Consider the following 18,909-nt stretch of genomic DNA (forward strand, 5'->3'; position numbering starts at 1 on the left):
CACTGCCAATATTTCTGATTCGAAAGCAAATAAAGATGGATGACACCTTAATAAATTTTATTTGAAATCAATATAAAATTGAATTATACCTCTTTCGTCCAGCCGAACTTGTCTTCCGCTTTTCCGTATTGAATGTTCGTGATCGTTTCATAAAGCTTTTTAGAAAACTCGCCTGTTTCTGAATTATTCAATAGCATTTTATGCTCATTCCATTTCAGCTCTCCGACCGGCGAAATTACCGCTGCTGTTCCTGTTCCGAAAACTTCTTCCAATTCCCCGTTTTTGTAGGCATTGAAGATATCTTCTATTGAAATGCGTTCTTCATGCACCGGTACTCCCCAATCTTTCACTAGCTGGATAACGGAGTCTCTTGTTATACCGCTCAAAATGCTTCCGTTTAATTTTGGCGTATACACTTCACCGTTGATTTTGAAGAAAATGTTCATGCTTCCAACTTCTTCTACATATTTATTTTCTTTTCCATCGAGCCAGAGCACCTGATCGTATCCTAATTCCTCCGCTTTTTTTTGGGCGTATAAGCTAGCGGCATAGTTTCCGGAAGTTTTAACATGACCAACTCCTCCCGGTACAGCGCGAACATATTCATCTTCAACATAAATTTTTACAGGAACGAGCTGACGGCCTGAATAGTAAGCTCCAACTGGCGACAGGATAATCATAAACTTGTATTCGCTTGCTGGTCTAACTCCTAAATATGGTTCCGTTGCAATGATGAACGGTCTGATATATAAAGAAGTGCCTTCTTTATTTGGAATCCAATCTCTTTCCACTTCAACAAGCCGCACAATGGCTTCCAATACTAGATCAGGGTCAATGGGCGGAATACACATTCGTTCGCAAGAGCGGTTCAATCGCTCTATATTTTTATCCGGTCTGAATAACAATGTGCGGCCGTCATTCGTTTTATAAGCTTTCAGCCCTTCAAAAATTGCTTGCCCGTAATGAAATACCATTGCTGACGGCGAGAGCACCAACGGTTCAAACGGCACTATACGAGGGGAATGCCACCCTTGCACCTTATTATAATCCAATATAAACATATGGTCTGTAAAATGTTTTCCAAATCCTAACGATTCAAGATCAGGCTTTTCTTTTAACCGGTCCGATTTAATAAATTCAATAACTTGATTCATGTTCATCCATCCTTTCTCATTATTTTAATTTTATTGTGCGCTGCTAACTAGACCTATTGGGTTGCCAATTTTTATTGAATGCTTGATTGGCTAAATCGGGCTTTTCTTTTAGCGGGCAGCATGGCGAAATAGCCAATTAAAAAAACATGCCCCAGCAATCACCAACGCATAAAACATCGGTTGATTGCTGGGGCGAGATGCTTCGCGGTACCACCCAGCTTCTCTGTATTCCTCACAGAATACAGACTCAGCAAGTCACACATAGATGACTTTCTTCGTAACGGAAGATCCGTTGTTTTATACTTTGGCAAAAAGCCATTTCTAAAACAAGGCTCCAAGGCGATCTTCAAAGAGAGATAACGGCTGGCCTTTCAGCCTATGGGTCAGCTCTCTAATACGTCATCGCTCTCTTCTACTGCTCCTTTTCCTCACCTTTTTCATATGAAATTATCAAAATAAAAACTCGCCCCAATCCAAAAAGAAATATTGGATTGTTGAGGCGAGTTATTCGCGGTACCACTCAACTTTTCTGTATTCCTCGCGAAATACAGACTCAGCAAGTCACGTACATGACTTTTCTTGATAACGGAAGAACCGTTGCTTTATACTTTAGCTTGCGCTATTTCTAAAACAAAGCTCCAAGGTGACCTTCAAAGAGTGGTGAACGACTGACCTTTCAGCCTGCGGGTCAGCTCTCTATGCGCCACCGGCCTCTTTTACTGCTCCTTTTCTTTGCTTTTCTTATCTGAAAATAATTTATTTAGTAAATAATTTTGAAAATGATTATATAACCTCTTTCGTTTTAAGTCAATAAGAATTTAGTTTTTAACAAAAATTTGTTTCCGACACGTCTCGATTTCACCCAATTCATCACTTTTTCTCTATATCTGAATAAACTGACATAAGAAAAATGAAAGGTGGGATATTTGCATGTATGCTAATACACATTATGTAAACTACTTTTATCCAGTTTACGACCACAGCTTCATTAGACAAAATAGAAACAACAGCTCCATTGACAATATACTGAAGGCTATCTTAAACGGAATTTCTTCTGAAGCAAGTGCTATTGATTTTTACACAAGATTGGCAAAGGCGGCGGAAACTTCTGAACAGAGACAGGCAATTGAACATGCGCTAGAAGACGAAAAAATACATTTACGAACATTCACGCAGCTTTATCAAACATTAACAGGAAAAAAACCGGTTTATCAAACAAAAATAACTCGATTCCGAAATTTCCAAGAAGGTCTGCGGATCGCTTATGAACAAGAATTGGAAGCATATGAGACATACCGCGATAATTATTTATCTACACAAGATCCAATGATTCGAGATGCTTTCTTTAGAGCCATGACTGATGAAATTGAACATGCGTTAAGATTTAGCCACGTACTAAACAAGAAGTAGTCGAAATCAATTTTTGCTTCCAGTCATATGAGCGGTCTCATTTGGGTCAAATGCTAAAGGGACTTTTGTAATTTTACTTGTTGTTTCATCAAGTGCGACAAGATCACTTTTGTTCACATCATGAACATTTGTTTTCCCTAAACCTTTGACAGCGACCTGTATTTCTTCCGAAAATGACGTTAAAAAATTAGATAAATAATATGCTGCCTCCTCTTTATTAAATTGATCCGCCATTCTTCCGCTATAAAAGGCCAATACCGTCGGTGGCTCAAATGGTATTGTTTTTACGACCTGTGTATGCGTCATTGCCCATAAAGCAGCAGTTCCTATATAAACAGCGTCTGCTCCAAGCGCCAAAGCCTTCAATGCATCCCCGGGAGTATTGATTCCGCCGCCAATCAATAAGCTCACTTTTCCTTTCATTTCTCTTTTTGTTATATAGTGGACAGCCCTAGTCAATGCATAAATCGTCGGCAATCCGAAATCATCTTGTATGATCGGCGCCGATCCTTTTGTACCTGCCTGACCGCCATCAATCGAAATAAAATCCACACCTGCCAAAAGTCCGTATTCAATATCTTCTTCAAGCCTGTTGCTTGCACAAATTTTGATTCCGATCGGGACTCCTCCAGTGAGTTGTTTTAATTCTTTTACAACCTTTCTTAAATCGTTCGGACTGTTCCATTCATTGAATCTTCTTGGAATAACTGCGGTCTCATCCGGTTTTAAACCTAATATATCACGGGCTTTTCCTTGCAAAAATTCAGGTGAAATTCTTGCCGGGACAGCAGCTGAAGCTCCTTGCCCAATATGGATTTCCACAGCATCTGCCTGTTTTAATACATCTGCATTTTTCCCCCAATTCGCAGTGTGGTATTGAACGATCAAATGCTTTGCCCGTTCACGTTCCTCTTGTAAAAATCCCCCTTCACCGATGTTACAGGCTGTTCCGACAACGGCTGTTCCCCAGGCTTGGGCAATTCGAACTTGTTCGCTTACGCCAAGACCATATGCCATCCCGCCAAGCAAAACAGGTATATCAATTGTGAGAGGTTTTTTGGCCAAGGGACCAATAACCGTTTTCATTTCCACTTTTGCGTCCTCTTTTGCTGGAAAAACAGCGAGCTGAGCGGGTGAAAAAACAAGTCCGTCAAAGTTTAGAAATTTTCGCGGGCTACCAAACGGGCGGTCAATAATTTTCCCTTCTGCAGCCCTCAAGCTGTTCTCAACGACAATCCTTGGGCTTATCCGCATAAAGGCACTGACCATTTCCCAGACATTTTCCGCATAAGGATCACCCATGAGAATTTTTGTAAATGATGAAACAGCCTTTTTAATAAGAGGGCGAATAGTTAATAACACGATCACATATGTCAGAAGGGGACTTAATAATAATGCACCTATTACCAAAAATTCATTCATCCTTCATCGATCCTTTTGAATAAGGTTGTAGATGCTTTCTTTTTTGCCGTTTGCCGCGAATGGCTATGATCACCAGCAATATACAAGGAATAATAATTAAAATCGGCAGCTCAATGAACAATGGAAGCTTTTCCTTTAAAAGTTCTTTTTTCTCGATCTCATTTTCCGCACTTACAATTGCAATGACAAAAATCATAATCGCTGCAGGTAGTATAAAAGGCTGGTGCTTTTGTTTTTTAAACAGCTCCGCCATTCCTACAACTCCTGCATAAAAAAAAATATTTAATTTTATGAAAAGGCCGATAAATAAAGTTAAAATGACAATCGGATCCATTCTCTGAAAAAAGTCGCCGACATTGATTTTTTGGGCTGTATCAAGCAAAGGAAGATCGGCTAATTCCGTTCCGTACACCCCAAGCACTGCAATAGTTAATGCAAAAGTCCATGAGACGGCCAAACCGCTGAATAAAACCGATAACGTTTCAATTCGCACACCGTTCTGAGGTTTGTTTAAGTATGGAAGTATCATGAAAAAGACAACCATTTCGCTATAAGAAATGATAGACGGAAACACCGCTTTGATTAAAGGAAATAAGCCATCTTCTAAAATTGGCAAAAGATGTATCGGATCAACAATTCCGGAGGCAAACACTAAAAAATTTCCCATTATCCCTAGAGTGATCATGATAAAGAAAAGCAGCTGGGCAACTCTTGCGAACACTTCAATTCCTAAAAAGCATGAATAAGAAATAAGTAAAACTCCAATCAATAAAACAACTTCAAGAGGCGTTTCAGGCAAAAGATATTTAATGATGTTATCCCCAGTATCCCGCAATATAAAGCCGGCGATTAAGATAAAATAAAAATTATATATGATTGAAAGCACTGTACCAACAATTTTCCCTGTGTTTTCCAAAAATATTCCTGTCAAGGTTAGGTTTGGAAAACGATTATAAATTGGACCGTAAATCATTAAAATAAGGAGAATGTTAATTCCGGAAACAACTAACACGGCGATCCAATTATTTTGCTTTACTTCCAATCCTAGCCCTGTGACAATCAGACTTCCAAATTGAAACAAAAACATAAATGAAAACATCTGTAACCCATCGATTTTTGCTTTTTCCATATGAAATTCCTTCCATTTCCCTGCTCTCAATCCTCCAGCTTGTGAAGCGGAGGATTGTTGATCGTGCCTGTTCTTCGTATTTTGACATCAACAGTAGTTTTTATTGGAAGTTCAGTGAACGTTTCCTTCCAATGTTTTTTTATTTTTTTCCAATTTTTATAATCGTCCCGATACAACGCTTTTCCAAAACCGAAAGCATCGACTCGGTAATCTTGCTGAACATTCGAAAGAACTTTTTCAACTTCTTGTTTTATTTCTTCTTCCGTCTTTTTTTCTATCTTTCTTATCGTTTTTGTATTTGTTATTGTGAGATGCTTGCATTGTACATCCGCTACATTTCCTTGAGCCTCTATATGAACTTCACCAACGGGATTGCCTTTATGCATTTTTGTTTTTAGCTGGCTTTTTGCAGAAAAAATGTCAATGCTTATCTTTCCGTCATTCTTGCATGAAATTTCTTCGATCGTCCGATGTACTTTGCCGATAATATAATGAAGTCCTCTGCTCTGTTGTTCATCCAGCCAGCCTATTAATCGGTCTTGGTGAAACAAAGCGATTCCTTTAAATTTTAATTTTGCTTCAGGGTCAATTTGTTCATAATTGGCTTTCGTTTCACCGACTTGCTGATTGCCTTCTACTGATATTCCTGTCAGTTTCACTTCGATCCCTTCGCTGCTTAAATCCGATAACAATTGATCAAGAGTTACAGATATTGTCGGCGCCCATTGCTTATCTGATAATTCAAGAGAATTAAAAAGCTGGTTCGCCGGGATATCTTCTAACGCTGTTAAAACTTTTAAAATATCCCCTGCCTTGGCATCCTTTGCAACAGTTATATAAAAATCTGTTCTCATTTCATGATCGCGTGACAAAAGATCAAGCACCTCCCCAATTCCCTCTTTTGCTAATTCCTCACCGATTACTAAAATCCGCAAATGAGAAGAGTAAATTCTCCTTGGAACAGCAGTGGTCATTCGCCGTATAGCTTCAATGATGGTGTGACCTTTCTCTTGATAAGTCATAACAGGAGTTTTATCCCCTTTACTCATCAGCATGGCAATTTGACTAGGGTTTACTATTTGCGAGGTCACCACATACTGGTCTCCTTCTTTATCGATCCCTAAACCCACTTGAATGGCAATCGTGTTTAATTCTCTTCGGTTCCAGCAGCCGGATAACAACAACAAAACAACAGCAAATAAAAGCATCTTTTTGAATTTCATTTTTGCTTAACTCCAGCATTTTTATTTCTTGTTAATATTTGCATTTTTCGTTTTTTTATTCTTAATGCAAGAAAAATTTGCACAAAAAAAAGACGCCAATGCGTCCATGTTCATGATCGATTTTTAATGAGCTGTCGTTATTTCAATTTGATTTCCGGAAGGATCAATTGTGTATATTTTTCCATCTTTTTCAGTTATACGTGCATTTATTTCTTTTAATCTCTTGATCACCTGATCTTTTTCTTCCTTATTCGGCAAAATGATTGTGAACCATTTAAGCCCGACACTATTCTCAGGAGGCTTTGGAGCCCCTATACCGTTCCAAGTATTTAACGCAATATGGTGATGGTATTTGCCGCTAGAAATAAATAATGCATGAGATCCATATTTTGATGTCATTTGAAAACCGAGGCCTTTACAATAAAATTGTTCTGCTTCATCTAAATAGGCAACATGCAAATGAACATGACCAATAATGGTTGCTTCAGGCATCCCTTGCCAGCCCTCTGGATCTCTTTCAGAAAATAAATCGTTTATATCTAACGGAATCGTGTCCATCACAACTTGATTTTGATTCCATTCCCAATTCGCCGACTTTCGATCAGCATAAATTTCAATGCCGTTTCCATCCGGGTCTGCCAAATAGACCGCTTCACTGACCAAATGATCGGAAGCACCCTGCAGCGGATAGTTCATTTGAATGAGATGATAAAGGGCATTAGCTAAATCTTTCCTTTCCGGCAATAAAATCGCAAAATGATATAACCCTGTCGTCCGGACTTGTTTTCTTATTACATTATCCGGTTGTTCGACAATCAATAGCGGCTTCTTTCCATCAGCAGAAAAAACGACTTTATTTTCCTTTTGCTCTAATATTTTAAACCCCAATAAATTGTGGTAAAACGCAATAGATCTCTTAAGATCCTCCACTTTGATCGATACTCCCCCGATATATTTATTGGGCGAACGATGAAATGCAAGCTCCATGTATTATCCAATCCCTTCTACAAGATTCTTTAGCTTTTGACAGGCAGTTTAATCTCAAATTTCGTTCCTTTGCCTTTTTTACTTGTCACGTTGATTTCTCCTTGATGCAGGAGCACTAACTGCTTCACAATTGAGAGTCCTAACCCGAATTCCCCGTATTTATTGTTTGTTCTTGACAGATCTGCTTTGTAAAATCTCTGCCAAATGTTTTCAATTTCTTTTTCGTCCATTCCGATCCCGGTATCTTCGATTTCAATGATTGTTTCCTTATATCCAGGTTTCCCCCGCAAAAATATTTTTCCGTTTTGTGTAAACTGAATGCTATTTTTAACAATATTGATCAAAATTTGAATGAGGCGATCATAATCAGCATAAATGATTTCATTTTCATCCGCTTCAATGATCATAATGTTATTTTTCTCCTCAGCTTGTGAAAGAAGCTGTTCCTTCACAATTTCAAACACATCAATTAACTGTATAGGTTCTATATTTAGCTTTACTTGATTCGACCGAATTTTTTCATAGTCCAAATTTTCATTAACTAGCCGAATCAGCCTTTTTGCCTCTTGGCTTACTAATTGAATGCCTCTTTCTTTTTCTTCTTCAGGAATCATATCGCTTTTTAATCCTTCAATGACACCGCTGATCGTTGTAAGCGGAGTTTTCAACTCATGAGAAACATCTGCAATAAACTGTCTCCTTCTTTTTTCAAGCCTGCTTATTTCCTCCTGAGAAGCTTTAAGCTTTTTTACCATTTCATTAAAGTCGCTTGCCAGCTCACCAATTTCATCGATTTTGGAGGCATTCACCTGGACGTCATAGTTTCCAGATGACACCATTGACGTTGCTTCACGAATCCTCTGAATTCTCCGAACATGCAGCTTCGATAAAAGACCGCTTAGCAAAAATGAAACAGTCAACGAAATTAAAATTGTATAAAATAAAAACTGATTAATGTCGCTGATGGTCTCTCTTGAACCGCTTATCGGCGAAACTAGGAGAACTCCTCCCATCAGCTCCCCGTTCACGATGAATGGCAAAGAAACGAAGGATACCGCCTGATCAAACCGTTTTAAATCTTGCTTGACCACGACAATTTTGCCATCCTCCAAACTCTCCCATTCTTTTTCTGACATTGTGAACCGCGGGAAAAAGCCAGCTTCCGGATAAAAAATTTCGCCTTGTTGATTAAACACACTGAACATAATATTTCGTGTCCTCAGCACCTGCCGGTATTGATCCAAAATCCGGTTTCCGCCCCAATTATCGCGGCTATAATCATGTAAAATGTTTTGGCCGTAGGCAATCAATTCTTCTACTTTATTTTGATAAACATAGTTTTCAACATATTTTGCAAAGGAAAAGCTCAAAATCAAGAATGCAATGACTAAAACTCCTATATGGCTAATAAGCAGCTGATACATATATTTAAGTTTCATCGTGCTTCACCGATTCGTCGAATTTATATCCCACCCCCCAAACCGTGTGAAGGAAGTTTTGCGCTTCAGGCCCGAGCTTCTTTCTCAGCCTTTTCATGTGGACATCAACCGTTCTTTCATCTCCGTAAAATTGATACCCCCATATACTTTCCAGCAACTGCTCTCTCGTAAATACTTGGCGCGGATGTGTGAGAAAATGATAAAGGAGGTCAAACTCTTTTGGAGTTAGGTTATTAATCGATTGTCCTTTAAAATACGCTTCTCTTGCATCTTTGTCCACTTTAAAGTGTTTGGTTGTCACAATGTTTTTTTGACGAGGTTCTTGCTTGTTATATCTTCTCGCCACTGCCTTTATTCTCGCCATTAGTGCAATCGGGCTAAACGGTTTCGTGACATAATCATCGGCTCCCATTTCAAGTCCGATCACTTGATCGGATTCACTGTCTTTAGCGGTCAGCATGATGATCGGAACGGAGTGTTCTTCTTCTCTTAATTTTCTGCAAAGCGTGACTCCATCCATTCCGGGAAGCATCCAATCGATGATGAGCAAGTCCCAATTGCCACTCTTAGCGGATTGGTAGCCTTCAAGTCCATCATGGACAAATTCCCCTTCAATCCCTTCCTTTATAAAAAACATATTTAGCATCGAACAGACGCTTTCATTATCTTCGATCACTAAAATTTTCATTTCTCTTCCTCCCGCTAAAACAACTCTTATTTTCAAGATAAACGAGTAAAGAAAGGGAAGCAACTACTTCAACTTCTCTTTTAAAAAATTAAACTTTCGAACATAGATTTTTCATAAATTGTTCATATGTTTCCAATATGCTTATCGTTGACAATCACGAAGGAGGTAAGATTAGATGAATTTTTTTAAAAGGTCGTTGTTAAGCGTATGGGCTAGAAAAGGAAAGAGCCTTTTACAACTGTTTATTTTCACCATCATTTGCTTACTTGTCCTTTCCGGTCTGGCGATCGAAAGTGCAGCAAAGAAAGCCAGTGATTTAGCGAAGGAAAAGCTGGGAGGAGAAGTGACCTTGCAGATGGATATGGAAAAAATGCGGAATCAGCAGCAATCGGAAGGTGAACGGACGAGGTTTCAGCTTGAACCCATTCCGGTAAAATCGGCAGAAGAATTATCTACATACTCAGAAGTAAAAGGTTATAACTTATATTCGTCGACAAACGGAATTGCTGAAGACTTTGATCCAATTGAAAATGAAGACACAAGTGATTCGGATGAGGAAACAGAAAACAGAGGTCCCTTTGGGGAAAATGGAAATCCAATGTTTCAATCTGATGTCAGTCTGCAAGGCGTCGTTTTTACTGATGCTGTCGAAGAATTTATGAACGGAGATTCTACATTGGTAGAAGGTGAACATATTACCGATCAATCATTAGGAAAAAATGTTGTGGTCATCGAAAAAACATTGGCGGATGAAAACGACTTAACTGTCGGTGATACGATTACGGTAAAAGGTGCCAATGAAGAGGAAAAAACGATTGAATTAAAAATCATTGGCATTTATGAGACAACCACAAACGAACAAGATCAAGGAATGAATTTTTCTTTTATGAACCCTTACAACAAATTGTACGTTCCATATACTGTCGCGAACACACTGAAAGGTGAAGACTATGAAAATACCATTGACCGCGCTGTTTTTTACATGAAAGATCCCGCGGAAATAGACTCGTTTATTCAAAAAGCGAAGAAAAATTCGAGCATAGACTTCGATACATTCAAGCTTGATGCAAATGATCAGCTATACAATCAAATGGTCGGACCAATCAACAATGTCGCGTCATTTTCAAAAAATGTCGTTTACTTAGTGACGATTTCAGGGGCTGTCATTCTTGGACTGATTGTCATGCTGTCAATCCGCGAACGGAAATACGAGATGGGTGTTCTTCTTTCTCTTGGGGAGAAAAGATGGAAGCTCATCGGTCAATTTGTCGCAGAAATATTGATTGTAGCCGTTCTCGCCATCGGAATTTCAAGCGCATGCGGAAATGTGGTGGCCGGCAAGATCAGCGATCAATTATTAGCGCAAGAGCTGGCCCAGCAAGAGCAGATGAATACACCTCCATCCTTTCGACCAGGTATGGGAGGCAGTGTAGGAATGAGAGGGCAAGCAGCTAACGTGGAAACAATTGATGACTTAGAAATCGCAATAACACCGAAAGATTTAGGCATGCTGTCGTCTATCGGAATGTTAATTGCCGTTTTATCATCATTTATTCCATCGCTGTCCGTTTTGCGGCTGCATCCGAAGGTGATTTTAACTAAACAAGACTAAGAAAAGAAGGGGATCAAATGAGTGCATTGTTGAAATTTCAAGATGTTAGCTATTGGTATAGCAGAGATCAAAAAAAAGTAGAAATCTTAAAAAAGATCAATATTGATTTTGAAAAAGGTACATTTTACACAATTACTGGTCCAAGCGGTGCGGGAAAATCCACATTTTTAGCTCTTGCCGGTGCTCTTGATTCTCCAAAAGAAGGGGCTATTTTATACGAGGGCAAGGATTTAAAAAAAATCGGCTATTCCAAATTTCGCAATCAATACGTCTCAATCGTCTTTCAATCATACAACCTGCTTCCTTATATGACAGCATTGCAAAACGTCGTTGCGGCAATGGAAATAACGAAATCCTCTAAAAAGCCATATAAACAATTTGCACTAAAAACATTAGAACAAATGGGGATTTCGCAGGACCAAGCAAAGCAAAAAGTACTGACACTAAGCGGAGGACAACAGCAAAGAGTTTCCATTGCCCGCGCTCTTTGCTGCGAATCGCAATTAATTGTCGCGGATGAACCAACAGGAAACTTGGATGAGCAAACATCTAAAGAAATCGTCCGCATTTTTCAAGATTTAGCACATCAAGAGGGAAAATGCGTCATCATGGTGACGCACGATTTAACAATTGCATCCATCGCCGATGTGAACATTCATTTATCAAATGGAACCTTCCAAATACAATAAAAAGCTTGGGGTTGTCCAAAAAGTCAATTCCCCATTGAAAACAAACAATCACAAACACCGATATATCAACGTTTCTAAAACATTAAAAGGGGCGGTCAATAAGCCGAAAAAACGACTTTGAACTGCCCCGGCTTTTTATTTAGTTTCTTTTTTACACATACTTATTTCGTCCGGCATTCAATAGCTTCAGCCAAAGTTTGGAAAAGAGAAATCAATTGTAGTAAAGCCGTTTTAAAGTCCATCTCCTTTACTTCGTCACATAGAAACAAGAATAAGTTGCCCATGGTCTTTGGATCCTCTTCTTTCCGAAGTTGCCAAGCAATCAAGATATACCGAGTGAAGACAATGGTAGTATGGCTAATCATCATGTCATAGGAACGACCTTGAAACTCTTTGGCTAAATGTAAAAACGATTTACTGAATTTAACAAAGTTTCGATGTCCCAACGCATCCCATAGATTCGAACGATTTCTTCATTAGACAGCGTGGTATCTGTACTCAAAATGGCCAGCCATTCACTTTGGTTGTTTCGATTCCGCACAAACACGATTTTCACTGGTAAACCCGTATGAAAGGTTACGTGAATCGAGCCGAGTGTTTCTTTTTTGCCAATGTCTCGTTTCGCTTTTCGATACAGTTGTTCCAAGGTTAAACGTTCTCCGTTGAAGAGATACCGTTGTTTTAGCTGTTTGACCATGCCAATGACAAAAAGGCATGCCCTGTCTGAATTCAGGGTATGGTAAAAAAAGGTATACATATTCGCCCGTCATGGCAAGAGATGAGAGTCCAAAAGCGCTTACGGATGAAATTCAAAAAAATGGTTCGCTAACCTATGACTTACTTCTTTTTTCAGCGAATCAAAAAAGTTCCCACAAAGTCTTGACTGACTCATGTTATATAGAGGGGTTGAAAACAACATAATACTATAATAACATTAATGGAAATGTATCCCAATAGCTAAAAACCTACATAAAATTGGAAGTTTAAAGGAGGGATTTTATAGAACAGCTAAAAAGGTTGGAAAATCAAAAATATTTTTAACAATGCTGTTTTTTATCGGATATGTGATTTCTCTACCTGTTTAAACATTTTAAGAATGCTTTTTAAGAACCAAAAATTGAAAGGCAACGTTTGATATGAACCGCATGAAATGTATTTTAGTTTTGCTTTAATTTTTTCATCTGTAGGAACTGCAGGTATATCTACTGTAAAAGCTTCTCAATTTAAAGATGAGGAGATCATTTATAACCAAGATATTTCTAATTTTGAAGTTTTGGAAGATGGTGTTTTGATAGATGGCAAATTTTATAGTCCAGAGGAATTTGAGGAGTATTTAAAATCAGCTGAGATTGTTGTTTTAAGTGATGGTAATGTTGGTTCTTCTATTCAACCTTTCTTTGCATTAGCTCCCGCTATTTATTTTGTTCCTGATGTTGGTCAAGTTGCATTACTAGCGACTGGTGCAATAGTAGTTGGTGGGGTTACTATTAAGGCTGGAAGTTGGCTCTATAAAACTATTTCTAACTATTTTAATGATCCTAAAAGAGTAATTGCTTCTAATTATGGAATACCACAATCATTGTTAGATTCAAACGGAAAAGTGAAATTAGGTTCTTTTAAAGATAAACACGGGAATACACCTCTAACTAAAAATTCTGGTACTTTTAAAAATGGGAAGTGGTCAGTAGAAAAAGATACAGCAGGACGTGGTGGACGTGTATGGAAATTAAAGAAAGATGAAAAAAGAATAGCTTCTTTAGATAAAAATGGGAAAGTGTTATCCAAATAAAGAATAGGAGTAGATTTAGTTTATGAAGAAAATGACTTTTAACGGTTTTACACTTAATTATCATGAATCAATTAATGTTTATGTAAATGAAGAAACAAAGCAAGTTATTTTCATTTCTAAAAATAATGATGAAATACACGGGGTCCTAGAACTTGATGAAGAAAATAAAGTTAAAATACATCCTAGATGGAATGTAAACTTTTCAATTGAAAATACAGAGGTTACAATAGGTGTTAATTATGAGGAAGAATAATCAATATTATTAATCACTATCAACAAGCTGGAATGGGGCTGTCAAGAAAATCGTTTTTCACTGACTTTCTTGACAGCCCCTTCTTAAACATTGCATCCATCGCCGATGTGAACATTCATTTATCAAATGGAACCTTCCAAATACAATAAAAAGCTTGGGGTTGTCCAAAAAGTCAAATCCCCATTGAAAACAAACAGTCATAAACACCGATATATCGACGTTTCTAAAACATTAAAAGGGGCAGTCAATAAGTCGAAAAAACGACTTTGAACTGCCCGGCTTTTTATTTAGTTTTTTTTACACATACTTATTTCGTCCGGCATTCAAACCAGCAATGATCATCAAAACACAGACAGCAATAAACAATAAAATGGGCGCCACCCACGAATGAGTTTTGTCATACAAAACGCCAATTAAAATGGGCCCAAAAGCAGCAAGCAAATAACCAATTGATTGCGCCATTCCCGATAAAGCGGAAGCTTGCTCGGAGCTTCTTGTTCTTAAACCAAATAGCGCTAATACGAGCCCAATGCTTGCCCCTTGTCCAATACCGATTAAAATAATCCAAAAGACAATCAGTAAAAGAGGCCCGCCATACAATAATCCAACGAGACCTGCTAAATAAATAGCTCCTAAAACCGCTACAATTCGCCTTTGATCTGCATATTTGTCCGACAGTGCCGGAGCGACAAATGTTGCCGGCAAGCCAGCAATTTGCACAAGAAACAGCATCCAACCAGCTGTTGAAGCACTTAATCCGTCCGCCTGCAAAATTTCAGGAAGCCATGCAACCATACTATAAAATAAGAACGATTGAAGACCCATAAAAAATGTGACTTGCCATGCCAGCGGCGACCGGAGCAAAAAACCATTTGAAATATGTTCAATTGGCGGTTTCGCGGATCTCTGTTTTCCACCAATTAATGGAAACCATAAACATATCGCCACAATTGCTAAAATTGCCCAAAACAATAAGGCATTTCTCCATCCAAATTTTAATCCTTCCGACAACGGAATTGCTAAACCGGAAGCGATCCCTGCAAGCATACCCATAGCTGTTGAATAAACGCTTGTCATCAGTCCGATTTTATCCGGGAACCGTTCTTTTACAATACCCGGAAGAAGCACATTTCCAATGGCAATGCCTACTCCAATCAATACAGTTCCTAAAAGCAGACCGATCATCGCTCCGAATGTTCGAATAATCATTCCTGCAAGAAGCACGACTAACCCGGCAAAAATCGCCGTTTCATTTCCGTATCGGCTTGCAAATTTCGGAGCTAATGGCGAAAGAACCGCAAAAACGATTAACGGGATAGTCGTTAGTAAACCCGCAACCCCGTTGGAGATTCCGAGATCTTCACGAATATAACCGATGAGCGGTCCGACCGAAGTAATAGCAGGACGCAAATTAAAAGCAGCAAAAATGATTCCAACTATCAAGAGCATTTTTTTAATAGAAATTTCTTTTTCTGCCTTTACCGTATAGCGTTCCATACTCACCCCTCCTTTACCCCCTTGAACATCTTAAAAGTCAATTATTAATATACTAATCCCCATCGATGGGAAAATCAACCACATACCATGTATCGATCATTTGAGAAAACAGCCAGCTTCTGGAATAATGTTAATAAACGATGTTTGAAAGGAGAGTCCGTTATGGAAATTGTTGTAGTTGGCGCCAATGGAAAAATCGGAAAAATTCTTGTTCAGTTATTAAAAGAAAGCAACGAGCACACAGTGAAAGCAATGATCCGCAACGAAAACCAAAAAGAATATTTTGACTCGATCGGAGTCAAGACGGTTTTAGCTGATTTGGAAGGCACAGTCGATCAGATTGCCGAGGCGATCAAAGGTGCGGAAGGGATCGTCTTTACCGCAGGTTCAGGCGGACATACAGGTGCAGATAAAACTCTTTTAGTAGATCTAGACGGTGCCGTAAAAACAATTGAAGCAGCAGAAAAGACAGGCGTTCAACGGTTTATAATGGTCAGCGCTCTGCAAGCCCATAATAGACAAAATTGGAACGAAAAGATTAAACATTATTATGTTGCCAAGCATTATGCCGACCGTTTCCTTGTCCAAAGCCGTTTAAACTATACAATTGTCCGGCCGGGGGCGCTGTTGGATGAGAAAGGAACCGGAAAAATAAAAATTGCCGAAAATCTTGAAAGAGCCGCCATTCCAAGAGAAGATGTGGCTTCGGTTATTTTTGCATCAATAATGGAGAAAAACACTTTTCGCCGCTCATTTGACCTAGTCTCAGGAAACACCCCGATTCGCGAAGCATTAAAAAATTTTTAATATACGAAGAAAGGTTGGCGAATAATGCAGGTTAGCATTTTAGACCAAGCACCGATTTTGAACAACTCAACAGCAAAAGAGGCGTTGGAGCAATCCATTCAACTGGCCGTAATGGCGGAAAAACTAGGCTATACCCGCTACTGGATTGCGGAGCATCACAATCTTTCCGGACTTGCCTGCTCCGCTCCAGAAATTATGCTCCCAGTTATAGGGGCAAAAACAAAATCGATTCGCATCGGGTCAGGCGCAACGCTTCTCCCCCACTATAAGCCGTATAAAGTTGCGGAAATGTTTAATATGCTGGCAACATTATTTCCTAACCGCATTGATCTTGGGATCGGGCGGGCCCCCGGAGGAGACGCTCAATCAAGCATTGCGTTATCCGGCAATTATCTCGAAAATGTAAAAAACATACCGAAAACCGTTCAAGAGCTGCTTCATTTTTTATATAATGACTATCCAAAAAATGAATTATTTTCGAGCATCTCAGCCTCTCCTTTGCCAAATATTCCTCCTGAACCTTGGATCCTTGGCACAAGCATAAAGAGCGCCTTTTTAGCAGCTGAAAACGGCATTTCCTATGCATTTGGCCAATTTATGAGCAATGAAGACGGGCGGCAAATTATTCAAACATATAAAAATCAGTTCCAGAAAAAAAGAAAACAGCAGCCAAAGACAATTGTCACAGTCTCGGCAATATGCGCTGAAACTAACGAAAAAGCGGAGCAAATTGCCTTCAGCAGCTTTTTATGGAATCTTCAGCATCATAAAGGAAAAACACTTGATTTTCCATTAAAAGAAGAAGCAAAGCAGCAATTGCTGAATTCAGATGAATTTCAACAGTTTCAAAAGAATATGATCATTGGCGATCCAACATTTGTCGTTCACCGTTTATATGAATTAAAAAATTGGTATGAAGCAGATGAAATGATGATCATAACAATAACTGGAAGCTATGAAGAACGCACAAAATCGTATCAATTGATAGCAGAGGAAATAAATAGAAAGAAATCTTATCGTTAATATAATCAATATGACCATGGATAAAATCGGTTTAACCTATATGGGAACCGATTTTTTCTTTTTCCAATCCCCCATTTCATATTGTATCCTCCTCTTTTTTTAAAAATTCCCTAACTTACACTGTTTCAAATATTATATATATATAATTTTATGCATTTAACAGTTGACGTTTTAATTATATTAAAATATTATTTAAAGAGCGGTAGGACGGTTATTTTTTTATTTTCGGACAATTCAAAACATCTTAAAAATTATATAAAAATAATAGAGGTTTATTTTTATGATAACAAAGGAGCAGATTGTCCAAAGCCTTCCGCAAAAAGGTTTTTTTGGACATCCAAAAGGATTATTTACGCTGTTTTTTACGGAGTTTTGGGAACGTTTTTCCTATTACGGAATGAGAGCAATACTTCTTTATTATATGTATTATGAAGTTTCTAAAGGTGGTTTGGGAATAGATGAAGCTACCGCTGCATCGATTATGGCGATCTACGGTTCTCTTGTGTATATGTCGGGAACGATTGGAGGATGGATTGCAGACCGCCTGTTAGGGACAAGCAAAACTGTTTTTTACGGCGGAATTTTAATCATGCTCGGCCATATCGTCTTATCCTTCCCTGGAAATATTGAAGCTTTATTCATTTCCATGACGCTGATTGTTCTTGGTACTGGACTTTTAAAGCCGAATGTATCAAGTGTTGTCGGCGATCTTTATGCAGATAACGATGCCCGCCGCGATTCAGGGTTTAGTATTTTTTACATGGGTATTAATTTAGGTGGATTTTTAGCTCCCATTATTGTTGGAACTTTAGGACAAGGATATAATTTTCATCTTGGCTTTGCTCTTGCTGCTATTGGTATGTTTTTCGGGCTTTTGACATTTGTCCTGACAAAAAAGAAAAACCTTGGTCTCGCCGGAACACAGGTGCCTAACCCGTTACAACCGGAAGAACGAAAAAAAGTATTCACTATTTTCGGCATCGGCGCTTTAGTAATTATCGCCTTTTTAGCTGTCACCATCCCTGCAGGACTTTTGACTATAAATAGCTTTACTATGATTGTCAGCATCCTCGGAATTGTAATACCTGCATGTTATTTTATATTTATGTACCGGAGTCCTAAAACAACAGAAGTGGAGCGTTCGCGTGTAATTGCTTACATTCCGCTCTTTATTGCCGCAGTAGTTTTTTGGGCTATTCAAGAACAAGGGGCTATTATTTTAGCCACTTATGCAGATAAGCGCACCCAATTATCCTATGCAGGACTTGAACTGCACTCATCATGGTTTCAATCATTGAACCCTTTATTTATCATCTTTTTGGCGCCGGTTTTTGCATGGTTTTGGGTGAAGCTTGGAAAGCGTCAGCCATCAACACCGAGCAAGTTTGCATTCGGACTTATTTTTGGCGGTCTATCATTTCTAGTTATGATCATTCCTGCTTATGTAAACGGTACTGAGTCATTAGTTAGCCCTTTATGGCTCGTACTTAGCTTCTTCCTTGTTGTAATCGGAGAGCTGTGCTTGTCCCCAGTAGGACTTTCAGCAACTACAAAGCTTGCTCCAGCGGCTTTTTCAGCGCAAACAATGAGCCTATGGTTTTTAACTAGTGCAGCCGCTCAAGCCATTAATGCCCAGCTTGTAAAATACTACACAGTTGAAACAGAAATTGTTTATTTTGGCATTATCGGCATGATTTCAATTATTCTTGGCCTTATTTTATTCTTCATGGCACCTATGATTAAACGTTTGATGAAAGATGTTCTATAATAAAGTCTTGCTGCATATA

General features: G+C 38.7%; 16 protein-coding genes, 1 pseudogene and 2 other annotated features. Of the genes and pseudogenes, 8 read left to right on the forward strand and 9 right to left on the reverse strand.

From position 1 onward, the window contains the following. Nucleotides 1-83: 83 nt before the first annotated feature. Nucleotides 84-1,154 (reverse strand): branched-chain amino acid aminotransferase, encoded by a 1,071-nt coding sequence (locus NSQ61_RS13845; protein WP_063388219.1) that lies wholly within the window; start codon nt 1,152-1,154, stop codon nt 84-86. Between the two features lie 185 nt (nt 1,155-1,339). Next, nucleotides 1,340-1,592, reverse strand: a binding site (T-box leader). 54 nt (nt 1,593-1,646) lie between these two features. After that, nucleotides 1,647-1,896: a binding site (T-box leader), on the reverse strand. A 188-nt stretch (nt 1,897-2,084) separates the two neighbouring features. On the opposite strand from NSQ61_RS13845, the gene NSQ61_RS13850 reads away from it, so the two are divergent. Further along, entirely contained in the window at nt 2,085-2,564 is a 480-nt protein-coding gene (locus NSQ61_RS13850) for a ferritin-like domain-containing protein (protein ID WP_340807345.1), read from the forward strand. Nucleotides 2,565-2,570: 6 nt separating this feature from the next. On the opposite strand, the gene NSQ61_RS13855 is transcribed toward NSQ61_RS13850, so the two are convergent. The 6 genes from NSQ61_RS13855 to NSQ61_RS13880 all read right to left on the reverse strand — a co-directional run bounded on the left by NSQ61_RS13855 (nt 2,571) and on the right by NSQ61_RS13880 (nt 9,452). Next, nucleotides 2,571-3,986, reverse strand: coding sequence for an FMN-binding glutamate synthase family protein (locus tag NSQ61_RS13855; RefSeq protein ID WP_144596851.1), 1,416 nt, complete (start codon nt 3,984-3,986; stop codon nt 2,571-2,573). Then, nucleotides 3,979-5,115: a GerAB/ArcD/ProY family transporter gene (locus NSQ61_RS13860; RefSeq protein ID WP_327873190.1), complete on the reverse strand. Its 1,137-nt coding sequence runs from the start codon at nt 5,113-5,115 to the stop codon at nt 3,979-3,981. The genes NSQ61_RS13855 and NSQ61_RS13860 overlap by 8 nt, the downstream gene beginning before the upstream one ends. 26 nt (nt 5,116-5,141) lie before the next feature. After that, nucleotides 5,142-6,338 carry a Ger(x)C family spore germination protein gene (locus tag NSQ61_RS13865; protein WP_339198453.1) on the reverse strand — a complete coding sequence of 399 codons (1,197 nt, stop codon included), beginning with the start codon at nt 6,336-6,338 and terminating at the stop codon, nt 5,142-5,144. 123 nt (nt 6,339-6,461) lie between these two features. Beyond that, a complete protein-coding gene (locus NSQ61_RS13870) occupies nt 6,462-7,325 on the reverse strand; it encodes a VOC family protein (RefSeq protein ID WP_063388214.1) in 864 nt (287 codons plus the stop codon). 29 nt (nt 7,326-7,354) lie between these two features. Further along, on the reverse strand, nt 7,355-8,764 hold the full coding sequence (locus tag NSQ61_RS13875) for a sensor histidine kinase (RefSeq protein WP_063388213.1): 1,410 nt from the start codon (nt 8,762-8,764) through the stop codon (nt 7,355-7,357). Continuing rightward, the gene (locus NSQ61_RS13880; RefSeq protein ID WP_063388212.1) at nt 8,754-9,452 is read right to left on the reverse strand and encodes a response regulator transcription factor; all 699 of its coding nucleotides are present in this window, start codon (nt 9,450-9,452) and stop codon (nt 8,754-8,756) included. Before NSQ61_RS13880 ends, NSQ61_RS13875 begins: the two co-directional genes overlap by 11 nt. A gap of 175 nt (nt 9,453-9,627) precedes the next feature. Between NSQ61_RS13880 and NSQ61_RS13885 the strand changes: the two genes are divergently transcribed. Continuing rightward, on the forward strand, nt 9,628-11,064 hold the full coding sequence (locus NSQ61_RS13885; protein ID WP_130158680.1) for an ABC transporter permease: 1,437 nt from the start codon (nt 9,628-9,630) through the stop codon (nt 11,062-11,064). Nucleotides 11,065-11,081: 17 nt separating this feature from the next. Beyond that, on the forward strand, nt 11,082-11,753 hold the full coding sequence (locus tag NSQ61_RS13890; protein WP_144596857.1) for an ABC transporter ATP-binding protein: 672 nt from the start codon (nt 11,082-11,084) through the stop codon (nt 11,751-11,753). Between the two features lie 182 nt (nt 11,754-11,935). Here NSQ61_RS13890 and NSQ61_RS20340 read toward each other — a convergent pair. Beyond that, nucleotides 11,936-12,465, reverse strand: a pseudogene (locus NSQ61_RS20340) (IS4 family transposase); the annotation flags it as partial. A gap of 438 nt (nt 12,466-12,903) precedes the next feature. On the opposite strand from NSQ61_RS20340, the gene NSQ61_RS13900 reads away from it, so the two are divergent. Beyond that, nucleotides 12,904-13,542, forward strand: a complete 639-nt coding sequence (locus NSQ61_RS13900) for a hypothetical protein (protein ID WP_327847757.1) — start codon at nt 12,904-12,906, stop codon at nt 13,540-13,542. Between the two features lie 22 nt (nt 13,543-13,564). Next, on the forward strand, nt 13,565-13,795 hold the full coding sequence (locus NSQ61_RS13905) for a hypothetical protein (RefSeq protein ID WP_066247105.1): 231 nt from the start codon (nt 13,565-13,567) through the stop codon (nt 13,793-13,795). A 297-nt stretch (nt 13,796-14,092) separates the two neighbouring features. Here NSQ61_RS13905 and NSQ61_RS13910 read toward each other — a convergent pair whose 3' ends face one another. Beyond that, nucleotides 14,093-15,292 (reverse strand): CynX/NimT family MFS transporter, encoded by a 1,200-nt coding sequence (locus NSQ61_RS13910; RefSeq protein WP_340807351.1) that lies wholly within the window; start codon nt 15,290-15,292, stop codon nt 14,093-14,095. A 162-nt stretch (nt 15,293-15,454) separates the two neighbouring features. On the opposite strand from NSQ61_RS13910, the gene NSQ61_RS13915 reads away from it, so the two are divergent. The 3 genes from NSQ61_RS13915 to NSQ61_RS13925 all read left to right on the forward strand — a co-directional run bounded on the left by NSQ61_RS13915 (nt 15,455) and on the right by NSQ61_RS13925 (nt 18,890). Beyond that, complete coding sequence (locus NSQ61_RS13915; RefSeq protein ID WP_339198439.1) at nt 15,455-16,099, forward strand: SDR family oxidoreductase; 645 nt, start codon at nt 15,455-15,457, stop codon at nt 16,097-16,099. Between the two features lie 24 nt (nt 16,100-16,123). Beyond that, on the forward strand, nt 16,124-17,122 hold the full coding sequence (locus tag NSQ61_RS13920; protein WP_340807354.1) for an LLM class flavin-dependent oxidoreductase: 999 nt from the start codon (nt 16,124-16,126) through the stop codon (nt 17,120-17,122). A gap of 280 nt (nt 17,123-17,402) precedes the next feature. Further along, complete coding sequence (locus NSQ61_RS13925; RefSeq protein ID WP_327847759.1) at nt 17,403-18,890, forward strand: peptide MFS transporter; 1,488 nt, start codon at nt 17,403-17,405, stop codon at nt 18,888-18,890. Nucleotides 18,891-18,909 lie beyond the last annotated feature (19 nt).

It is taken from the genome of Aeribacillus sp. FSL K6-1121, from assembly GCF_038003725.1.
Classification (GTDB): Bacteria; Bacillota; Bacilli; order Bacillales; family Aeribacillaceae; genus Aeribacillus; species Aeribacillus composti.